At 44.9% G+C, this 10,762-nt stretch carries 10 protein-coding genes; 5 read left to right on the forward strand and 5 right to left on the reverse strand.

The features are described 5' to 3' along the window. The first annotated feature begins 1 nt into the window (after window position 1). From ODOSP_RS16450 to hydG, 5 genes are all read left to right on the forward strand, one after another. Window positions 2–1,225 carry an aminotransferase class V-fold PLP-dependent enzyme gene (locus ODOSP_RS16450; RefSeq protein WP_013613419.1) on the forward strand — a complete coding sequence of 408 codons (1,224 nt, stop codon included), beginning with the start codon at window positions 2–4 and terminating at the stop codon, window positions 1,223–1,225. A 41-nt stretch (window positions 1,226–1,266) separates the two neighbouring features. Further along, on the forward strand, window positions 1,267–1,698 hold the full coding sequence (locus ODOSP_RS16455; RefSeq protein ID WP_013613420.1) for a SufE family protein: 432 nt from the start codon (window positions 1,267–1,269) through the stop codon (window positions 1,696–1,698). A 30-nt stretch (window positions 1,699–1,728) separates the two neighbouring features. Next, complete coding sequence (locus ODOSP_RS16460; protein ID WP_013613421.1) at window positions 1,729–2,043, forward strand: iron-sulfur cluster assembly protein; 315 nt, start codon at window positions 1,729–1,731, stop codon at window positions 2,041–2,043. 140 nt (window positions 2,044–2,183) lie between these two features. Beyond that, the gene (locus tag ODOSP_RS16465) at window positions 2,184–3,974 is read left to right on the forward strand and encodes a DUF5723 family protein (RefSeq protein WP_013613422.1); all 1,791 of its coding nucleotides are present in this window, start codon (window positions 2,184–2,186) and stop codon (window positions 3,972–3,974) included. Window positions 3,975–3,991: 17 nt separating this feature from the next. Beyond that, window positions 3,992–5,491: a [FeFe] hydrogenase H-cluster radical SAM maturase HydG gene (gene hydG / locus ODOSP_RS16470; protein WP_013613423.1), complete on the forward strand. Its 1,500-nt coding sequence runs from the start codon at window positions 3,992–3,994 to the stop codon at window positions 5,489–5,491. Between the two features lie 243 nt (window positions 5,492–5,734). Here hydG and ODOSP_RS16475 read toward each other — a convergent pair whose 3' ends face one another. The 5 genes from ODOSP_RS16475 to ODOSP_RS16495 form a co-directional block, all read right to left on the reverse strand. Then, complete coding sequence (locus ODOSP_RS16475) at window positions 5,735–7,150, reverse strand: monomeric [FeFe] hydrogenase (protein WP_013613424.1); 1,416 nt, start codon at window positions 7,148–7,150, stop codon at window positions 5,735–5,737. Next, window positions 7,137–7,463 (reverse strand): NAD(P)H-dependent oxidoreductase subunit E, encoded by a 327-nt coding sequence (locus tag ODOSP_RS16480; protein ID WP_306436434.1) that lies wholly within the window; start codon window positions 7,461–7,463, stop codon window positions 7,137–7,139. Before ODOSP_RS16480 ends, ODOSP_RS16475 begins: the two co-directional genes overlap by 14 nt. Then, window positions 7,460–8,638, reverse strand: a complete 1,179-nt coding sequence (locus ODOSP_RS16485) for a SpoIIE family protein phosphatase (protein ID WP_013613426.1) — start codon at window positions 8,636–8,638, stop codon at window positions 7,460–7,462. The genes ODOSP_RS16480 and ODOSP_RS16485 overlap by 4 nt, the downstream gene beginning before the upstream one ends. Before the next feature lie 81 nt (window positions 8,639–8,719). Continuing rightward, window positions 8,720–10,438 (reverse strand): [Fe-Fe] hydrogenase large subunit C-terminal domain-containing protein, encoded by a 1,719-nt coding sequence (locus ODOSP_RS16490; protein WP_228026211.1) that lies wholly within the window; start codon window positions 10,436–10,438, stop codon window positions 8,720–8,722. A gap of 48 nt (window positions 10,439–10,486) precedes the next feature. Beyond that, entirely contained in the window at window positions 10,487–10,729 is a 243-nt protein-coding gene (locus ODOSP_RS16495) for a (2Fe-2S) ferredoxin domain-containing protein (RefSeq protein ID WP_013613428.1), read from the reverse strand. Window positions 10,730–10,762 lie beyond the last annotated feature (33 nt).

Here is a 10,762-nt window from a genome sequence, read left to right on the forward strand (position 1 = left end):
TATGTTCGACGTTGCAAAAGTCCGGAAAGATTTCCCGATATTGGAAGAACAGGTATACGGAAAACGCTTGGTATACCTGGATAATGGGGCGACGACTCAGCGGCCGTTGCAAGTCATTGAAAAAATGAACGAATATTACCTGAAGTACAACTCGAATGTACATCGGGGAGTCCATTTTTTGAGTAATAAATGTACCGATGCCAATGAGGAAGCCCGCGAAATTGTCCGGAAATTCATTCATGCCGGTTCGGATAAAGAAATTATTTTTACCCGGGGTACCACGGAAAGCATCAACCTGGTGGCTTTTTCTTTCGGAGAAGCTTTTATCCGGGAAGGTGACGAAATCCTGGTAACTGAAATGGAGCATCATGCCAATATTGTTCCCTGGCAGATGCTCTGTGAACGGAAAGGAGCGGTATTGAAAGTACTTCCGTTTAACGATAAAGGGGAGCTCGATCTGTCACAACTGGATACTTTATTGACTCCGCGGGTGAAATTAGTTGGAGTCGCTTACGTTTCGAATGTGTTGGGGACGGTAAATCCGGTAAAAGAGCTGATCGGCCGGGCTCATCGGATCGGTGCAAAAGTGTTGGTCGACGGCGCACAAGCTGTTCAGCATATACCGATAGATGTGCAGGCGCTCGACTGTGATTTTTTTGTATTTTCAGGACATAAGTTATATGGTCCTACAGGAGTCGGAGTGTTGTACGGTAAGGAGGATTTGCTGAATCGGATGCCTCCCTGGCAAGGTGGGGGAGAGATGATCAAAGAAGTACATTTCGAAAAGACGACTTATAACGAGCTTCCTTTTAAATTCGAAGCAGGAACTCCCGATTTTATCGGGGTGATCGGCTTGGGAGAGGCCATTCGTTATGTTGAATCCCTCGGTTTGCCAGAGATCGCTGTTTACGAACAGCAGTTGTTGGACTATGCGATGGAGCGGATGCGGCAGGTTCCTGCTATGCGGATTTTTGGCGAAGCTATACGGAAATCTTCCGTCCTGTCTTTTGCATTGGGAGAAATACATCATTCCGATACAGGCATATTGTTAGATAAAATGGGGATCGCTGTTCGTACGGGACAGCTCTGTGCCGAACCGGTCATGCAACATTATGGGGTAACGGGTATGGTAAGGGCTTCGATCGGTATGTACAATACCTCTGAAGAAATCGATCTGTTTTGCGAAGGATTACACCGGGTGGCTAAAATGTTTAAGTTGGCCTGATATTTATATTTTTGTAAAGGATAGGATAAAAATTGATAAAAATGACAATCGAGGAAAAAGAACAGGAAATTATAGATGAATTTTCTATATATGATGATTGGATGGATAAATATGCTTATCTGATCGAGTTGGGATCGGGTCTGGAAGGGATGGATGAAGCACATAAGACCGAAGAAAATCTGATTAAGGGATGCCAGTCGAGGGTGTGGTTTCATGCCGATATGCAGGATGGCCTTTTGTATTTTACAGCTGACAGCGATGCAATTATCACCAAAGGCATCGCCGGATTGTTGATCCGGGTCTTTTCCGGACAGAAGCCGGCGGATATCGCTAAAGCCGACCTGCATTTTATCGATGAGATCGGATTGACCCAGCATTTGTCGCCTACCCGTTCCAATGGCCTGCTTGCGATGGTGAAACAGATCAAATTCTATGCAATTGCTGCTGAGGCAGCTTCGCAAAATACGAAGTAAGAAATTTTAAACGATTAAAGACGGATGGATATGACTGCCAGTATAACAAGGGATCTGATTATTGAGAAATTGAGCACGGTTTATGATCCGGAGATTCCGGTGAATATCTGGGAATTGGGGTTGATATACGATATAGAATTTCCAAAGCCTTCCGAAGTGATCATTCACATGACCCTCACGGCTCCCGGATGCCCGATCGCCGATGAGATCGTGCAGCAAGTGCATGATGTGGTAATGGAAGTCGAAGGTATAGAAAGTGCTACCGTAAACCTGGTTTTCGAGCCGGCATGGACGCCCGACCGGATGAGCGATGTGGCTAAGCTGGAGTTGGGATACGATATTTGAAGCGGAAAAAGAAGGAGCGGAAAAGAAGATTAAAATTTATAAAATATAATTGGGAGGATTTATTGAATATCTTGTTTATTTAACATACATTTACATCGTCAAATCTGTGATTAATTGGTGATTGAAATTATTAGAAGTGTATGAAGCGTATTTTGTTGATTGCGCGGGCAATCCTTTCATTAGGTAGTGTTGTTAAAGCTCAGGATGGGAACAATACATCTTATTTCTTATCAAATCTTCCGCAGCAATTTCGGTTAAATCCTGCTTATCAGCCGGAGTATAAAGTCTTTATCGGTCTGCCGGGGCTCAGTGGCGTTTCCGTGAATTATCTGAACTCTTCGTTTACCGTCGAGGATTTGTTGTTCAAACGGGACGATTCGGTTTATATGGATGTGAATAAGTTTTATAAATCATTGCATAAACGGAATTACATCGCTTTTAATAATGAAAATTCTATTCTTTCCATCGGTGTGAAAGCTAAAAGTTGGTACGGGACTTTGGATATCACTCAGAAAAATGATTTCTTATTTCGTTATAACAAGGATTTGTTCACTTTCCTGAAATATGGTAATACGGACCATCCCTCTATGGATTTCGGGAAGCTGGGGGTCAATCTGAATTCCTATATCGAAGTGGCTTTAGGTTTGTCGAAACAGGTGAACAGTAAGCTTACCGTCGGAGGGCGTTTGAAATATCTTGCAGGTATTGCGAATGCTCATATGACGGATTCTGAATTGGATGTGGTGACAGAGAAAGATGGAACGATGAAGATACATTCCCGGCAGAATATCAGGATCACCGCTCCGGTGAATATTCGTAACGAACAGACAGGTTTGCCGTTCGAACCCAACAAGCCGATCGATTGGGACGATTTCGACTTCAATACCGACGACATCGGGGTTGCGGATTTTCTGAATACTAAAAATCCCGGTTTTGCTATCGATTTGGGAGGTGAATATCAATTCAACGATAAAATTAAATTGTTCGCCAGTTTGACGGATTTGGGTTTTATTCATTGGGGAAATAAGGATTTTCGGTATAATTTTTATCAGGATGCCCGGTTTACCTGGGAAGGGGCCGATATTTCCAATAGTGTGAATAAAGACAATGTGGGATATATTTCTATCGATAGTGCTTTCACGAAGTTGACAGACCAATTGAAAGATAGTTTGCAGCTGAGAAGCAGAGGTAAAGCTTATACTACGATGGTGAGCCCGAAATTGTATTTAGGAGCTACCTATCAGTTGAACCGTACTTTTTATGTCGGAGGGTTGTTCCGGGCTTCATTAGTTGATAAAATGTTTATTCCTTCGCTGACTGCTTCGGTGAACGGACGCTTGATGCGTAATGTCAGTGCTTCGGTTTCATATAGCATTACCCGGGGAAGTTATGTGAATCTCGGTGCCGGTCTGACCGCAAAACTCGGCCCGTTCCAGCTTTATCTGGAAACCGACAACTTATTGGCTTGCAATTATACCAATACACAGTCCGCTAATGCCCGTTTCGGGATAAATTTACTGTTCGGACATAAAGACCATAAGAAAAAGAAAAAAGCAGCCGAAAAAGAACCGCTGGAAGTGATGATTGCACCTGTTCCGGTGAAAAAAGACACTGTCTATAAAGAGGTGGCTCCTGAGGTCGATCCGGTGGCTCCTATAAAAGAGGAGAAAGTAGTCGATACCGAAAGTGATTCAATCAGGGCTTATTATGTGATTGTCGGGAGTTTCAAGAGTAAACAAAGAGTGGAAAATTTGAGAAAACGCTTGGTATTTATGGGATTTAAAGAAAGTGCTATCCTGAGGAACGAAAATGGCATGTACCGGGTGACTACCGCCCCTTTCAATACCCACACCGATTGTTGGAATGAAGTATTCCTGATCAGAAAGAAGTATCCGCAATTTGCCGATGCCTGGGGATTGGCGGTGAGATAATAGAAATATGAGTCGATATGAACATGAAAGAATGGGTTCAGCAAGTGATTAAACCAGCTGAAATAGAAAAATATCTGGTAAACGGAAAAGACTTTATCGATGAAAAATCGATTTTCGGTAATCTTGAAAAATATCGTCAGCCGGATAAACAGCAAGTGCGGGATATTTTACAGAAATCTCTGGATATAAAGTTGTTATCTCCGGAAGAAACGGCTGTGTTGTTGAATGTAGAAGATCCGGGACTGTTGGAAGAAATGCGTGAAGCCGCATTGCAGGTAAAAAAGAAAGTATATGACAACCGGATCGTCTTTTTCGCTCCGTTATATTGTTCCAACCTCTGCGTAAATAGTTGTGTCTATTGTGGGTTCCGAAGTGATAACTGTGCTGAAAAACGGCATGTGTTGACTATGGAGGAGGTGAGACGGGAGACGGAGGCTGTGATCGATGAGGGACATAAACGTTTGATTGCCGTATATGGTGAGCATCCCCAAAGTGATGCCGACTATATTGCCGATAGTATGGCGACGATTTATGCAACCAAACGGGTGACTCCTACCGGGAACGGCTTTAATAATATCCGTCGCATCAATATCAATGCGGCGCCGATGAGTATAGAGAATCTGCGGAAACTGTGGCGTGCCGGAATCGGGACTTATCAGGTGTTCCAGGAAACTTATCATCCGGGACGTTATGCCGAGTTGCATCCGGCCAATACGATTAAAGGAAATTTCCGTTGGCGTTTGTACGCAATGCATCGTGCAATGGATGCAGGGATAGACGATGTGGCTATCGGGGCTCTGTTCGGTTTGTACGACTGGCGTTTTGAGGTGATGGGGTTAGTTCATCATGCTCACGACCTGGAAAGACAGTTCGGTATCGGACCGCACACCATTTCCTTTCCGCGTATGCAGCCTGCTTTGGGATCGTTTGTGAGCGAAAATTCGCCTTATTTGGTCAGAGACGATGCTTTCCGCCGATTGGTGACGGTGTTGCGTCTGGCCGTGCCTTATACAGGCTTGATTGTCACGGCCCGGGAGCGTGCTGAATTACGGCGTGAAATTATCAATTATGGTTGCACACAGACGGATGCTTCTTCGAAAATCGGTATCGGAGCCTATTCCGAGAAAAAGGTACAGGAAGAAAATCCCGATAAGGTTCAGTTTATGCTGGGCGACGAACGCAGTTTGGACGAAGTGATCCGCGAGTTGGCCGGAGACGGTTACATCACTTCTTTCTGTACTGCCGGCTACCGTTGCGGACGTACCGGGGATAAGATCATGAACTTGCTGGAAAAAGGAGTGGAAGGTAAATTCTGTAAGCTGAATGCCGTACTGACTTTCCGTGAATACCTGAATGATTATGCTTCGGCAGAAACCCGTCGGATCGGCGAGCAACTGATCGAAAAAGAGTTGCAGGAAATCGAGGGAATGTCTTTCTTTACAGATAAGAAATTATTGCCGACTTTCCTGAATTATTATAAGCGAATTGCTTCCGGGGAACGGGATTTATATATGTGATCGGAGCGGAGAGTCATTCTAATATTTTAGGTAAAGAAATAGGTAAATGTGCTCAAACTGAAATCTTTCTTAGTTTCTAGGTGTACCATATCTAGTTTTATTTTTTTAGGTTTCAAGGGGTACAAAAATTTCAGAAGTTAACCGTTGTCACTGAAAACGTACTAATTATAAGATCGATGCCCCCTGCGGCCGTAAAAAGGCGGTACAGGGGACATCGATTTGACAAACCAATTGCTCTTTTGGTTATTCCAGTACTTTTTTGATTTGTCGTTTGGCTAAGGTGAGGGGAGCTAATGAACAGGGGCCGTTGATACAACCTCCGTCGCAGGCCATTACTTCGACGAATTGAGCGTCGGGTTTTTTAGCCATACTCTTCAATAGGGCTTGATTTTTCTTATCCAACCCTTCGATATGAATATTGGAATATTTGTCGCCGATGGCATTGACAACAGCTGCCTGTACTCCGCCGGCCTGAGCAAATCCACGGCCGTACTTCGTCACTTCGTGGTTGAGCTCTTTCTCGCTGCAATTGGCTACATCTATGTCATAAGCCACCATAAAAGCACCCAGCTCTTCGAAGCTCATCACATAATCCACTTCGTCGACCGAATCGGCTTCATGGCGTTTGGCCAGGCACGGTCCGATGAATACGACTTCGGCATCCGGATATTTCTCCTTCGCGTATCGGGCTGCATAGACCATCGGGCTCCGGGTTTCCGAAACATAGGGTTTCAGCATCGGAGCATGCTTGTCCACCCAACCGGTATAAGCCGGGCAACAAGAGGTGGTCATAAAAGCTTGGCCTTCCTGCATTTTTTCTTCCAATTCTTTGGCTTCGTTTGCAGCTGTGATTTCGGCACCGAGAGCAACTTCGATCACATCGTCGAAACCGATTTGTTTGATCGCTGCCAGTACTTGCCCCGGAGTGGCATTGAACTGTCCATAGATAGCAGGAGCAGGGATAGCTACGATTTTTTTCTTCGGATTACTAATACTTTTGTGTATATCGATGATTTTCGACCGTTCCATGATAGCTCCATAGGGACAGGCTTGCATACATTTTCCGCAATAGATACACTTTTCTTTATCGATATGTTCTACGCCTTCGGCATCTTTACTGATCGCTTTTACGGGACAAACGTCTTCGCAAGGAACAGGCGTGTATACAATAGCATGATAGGGGCAAACTTTCTGGCATAATCCGCAGCTGACACAATCCTCACTGCTGATACTGGCTTTGCCGCCGATAAACGAAATCGCAGCTTTGGGGCAGTTCATCACACAAGGCCGGCCTTCACATCCCCGGCAAAGGTTTGTGACGGCATATTGTGATTGGATACAGGCACTACAAGCTTCGTGGACAACAGAAAGAATATTTTCCTTCATATTTTTATTAGCCATCGCCATGCGGGCGAAATCGGAGAGATGAATCAGGTCGATCTCTTCGTCTGTAATTTCAAAGCCCAGAATCGAGATAATCTTGTGTTTGAGGATGTAACGGTCTTTGTGGATGCAACACCTCACCGGTCGCTTGTTGCGTGGACGCATTTCGACAGGGAGATATTTCAGACCTGTGATCAGTTCGTCTTTTTTTAATAACTTGACAATCCGGATTAATAACTCCCGTTTGGTGAGCATCGCAAAATTATCGTACAACATGTCTTAATTCTTCTTTTATAATTCGTAATAGGGTTTCTTTACTGACACCGGTTATGATTTCTCCGTTCAGCTCTGCAAAAGGAGGTGTATCTTTGCCGTTACACCGTTGCAGACAAGGAGAAAAGGTGATTTCAATGCCTTGTTTTTCTTCTTCAGACAACAATTCTTCTATTTCCATTAATTGGGCTCCGCCCATGACATAACACATGGTTCCTGCACATAATCTCAGTTTGATTTTGTCCATAGGATTCAAATTTAAAATTTCTTTCCTGTTAATGTGTAGTCTTTGATGTGTGTCATTTTGAGGGGTCAAAGATAGGTAATTTCTACATCTTTCAGGAATTTCGTTTCTAATAAATATTTAATTTTTTTTACCACATTACGCCGGATTTCCAGTTCTACGGGTAGGTTGGGATCCTGATGTGCCACATTGATCCGGGTACCGACGATAAAGGTGATTTTATCACTGTTTTGTATCAGATTAACCAGGTCGTTGGCCGGACCCTGTGATTTTTCGGGGATCCCTTGGGTTAAAAGCCGCTCCACCTTACTTAAGGTCAGAATCCCTTCCGTGATCAGGTCGATTCCTTCCATATAGGAGAGTGGGGGGAGCTCTTTATCGGTGATATCCATACTGACCTGCAGGGGGAGTTGAAGTTCCCTTGAAATAATCGTGGCTGTCGTTCCTCCGCAGAGTACTTTTTTACCTTTGAAATCCCTGACTTTTTCTGCCAGATACCGGTCTTTTTTTTCATCGTAAGGCGGGCCGGTACAGATGAGCAGATTGCGCGGCGTTCGCCGGTAAATGACACAACAGCTGGTGTCGTCCAGCAAACGATAGTTATCGTTGCGTTCGGCCCTTAAAACGATCTTGCGGGCTAATTCTTTCGCCGATATACCGGGGTACTGGCTTAAGGTTTCTGCAATGTAGATACCGACTCCTTCGTCCCAACCGAAAGGCATATTACTGCTACCCATTCCCGATTGGCTGACTCCGTCGGAAAAACAAATCAGGCGGTCTTCTTTTTCCAGCTTGAACTCCGATATCCACAGAAAGGTATTTTCCAGATCTTCCCGTTCGATCGGGATCTTTTTTTTCCGGATTTCCACTGCCTGTCCGCGACGAAACAGATAGACCGCCGGGCTTTCGTATTCCACGATCCGGGTATTCCCGAAACAATCGATGTCGAAGATACAAAAGGTGGAATAACTGATTTTACGGACCATATCCTTAGGCAGGGTATGGATAATCGAGAGAGCGGTTTGGAGGATACTTTCGTTCATGGCTGTGTAATTCATGGCCATAGTAGCGGTCATCGTCGATAAAACACTGGCTTTGATACCACTCCCTAAACCGTCCGATAATACACTGATGATCCGGTCTTCCTCTTTTAACTTCTGGGACATGTAACTGTCTCCACAGACGATATTGCCTGCTTTATTTTTTTGGAAACAGTCTACTTCTATAAATATATCCGATTCTTTCATCCTTCCTTTTTTCTTATAAACTCGTTCCCCCATCTTTTTCCCCTCCAACCTTTTTTCTCCCTCCCCTCTTGCTTCTGGCCTTTAGCTTTTTACCTTTTCCCCCGCCTCCATAATCGACCGTAGGGTAGCATCGGTAAAAGCTGCATTTTCACCTAGCAGGCAAGCCACTTCCTGTACTGTAGCCATATATTTGCGTACCACTTCCTGGGTTTTTTCCAGCATCCATTCTTTACGGACATAAGGTTCCCGAAGATCCTGTAAGATTCCGAATACCAGGCGGTGGGGTTGGATATTATAAATAGAGAGCAGCCAGATTTTATCGCCTTCCCGGATTTGCCGTTCCGTGATCTCTTTACCTGTGTTCAATACTGTGCGGAAGAGGTCGGTGAAGCTACAGATTTTGTCCAATTCGACGCCTTGTAATCCGGGCGAAGCTTCGTAGACCATGACGACATCCTCTCCCAGCAGGTTGGCACAACAGCTGTTCATATCGGAGATTTTCAGATCATTATCGACCAGTAATACGCCTGCCGGTATTTTTTGTAACAAGACGGTCGCTTTGTCGTGGGCCACCCGTCGCATATAGGATACGCACATGTTTTCTTCTGCCCGGCCTTCGACCAGGGCTACTGCAAAATCACGGCAGGAGTCATAACCACACCCGCTACAGTTGAGCTCGTCTTCAGGACTGTTTTTACCGACAGCAGATAAGGCTTGCTTGATCTCTTCTTCTGTATGCCGGGCCGTCGAACAGTCGTAAGCCTTGAATGTCGTGGTCAGATCGATATGCCCGAGATCGGGAACGGTACTTTCGGGGTGTGCGGCCCGGTGTTGCTGAATATTGTATCTTTTGATGGCCAGAGAAGTCTGGCTGAGTTTGGCCGGACCATTGATGCAGCCTCCTTTACAGGCCAGCAGTTCCAGAAAAATCGTATCTTTTTCCCGGCGCGTATCCAGGTTCTTGATGACATCTTTGATATTACTCAAATCGGAGAAAGCCATTTTTACAATCTTTTTGCTTTCACCGTCGATACCCGGAAGCATGCCTCCTTCGACAGGGTACAGAGAACCGATTCCGGCCTGCCAGGGGATAAAGTGATCCTCTGCAGCCGGAGTTAATTGTTCGGGATGAATATTTTCTTTTTCAAACCAGTTTTTCAGGTCTTTAAAAGTGATAGCCACTTCCACCAGCTCTTTAAAATGATCCGCTTCCAGTTTCTTACAGATACATGGGCCTGCAAAGATGACTTTTAAATCGTTTCCGTAATAGTCTTTTAAAATTCTGGCATGAGCTAACATAGGAGAGAGCATCGGCGTGATGGCCGGAGTATGCTCGGCGGAGTATTTCCGGATGTATTCGACCACTACCGGACAGGCGGAAGAGATATACACTCCCGGTTGCGATTGTTGTAGATAATCCGATACCCGTGAAGAGACCAATTCTGCACCGATCGCAGTCTCGGATACTCCTGAAAAACCAAGTTTGCGGATGGCTGCGATAAGTTGTCCGATGGATAAATCTTCGAATTCACAGGCCCAGGAGGGGGCGAGGGATAAGATTACCCGGGGATAATTCTGCAAGATAAGACGGGTACGGCTGACCCCGTCCCGGATCTTTTTTGCACCGGTAGGGCAAACTTGGGTACAGTGGCCACAGTAGATACATCGTTCTTCTATGATGTAGGCCTTATTGTCTTCGATCTGAATCGCTTTTACCGGACATTCACGGACACATTTATAACAGTCCTGACAATTTTCCGGTTCGGTATAGATCGGTTTTAAATCCATAGATCTGTTCATAGTTGCTGGGTAAACTGTGTTATGGGTGAGGTTGCCTTTCGCCTGTTATTATTTTATCGGAAATTCTTCCTGAAGTATTTTGTATAAACCCGAGAGATTGACCTCTTTGTAGACTTTCTCGTCGATTCGGAGGATCGGGCCGCTACTGCATAATTCTTCGCACAGATGACCGGAGAATGAAATCTCGGCTTCCAGGTGATTTTCTGCTATGTATTTCTTGATTACTTCGAGATGGACATTGTTTCCCCGGGAATAACACGAACTGCCCAAACATATTTTAATTTGACGCATAGGACATTTTTAGGCAAATATAGTGAAAGGCGA

This window comes from Odoribacter splanchnicus DSM 20712, from assembly GCF_000190535.1.
GTDB lineage: Bacteria > Bacteroidota > Bacteroidia > Bacteroidales > Marinifilaceae > Odoribacter > Odoribacter splanchnicus.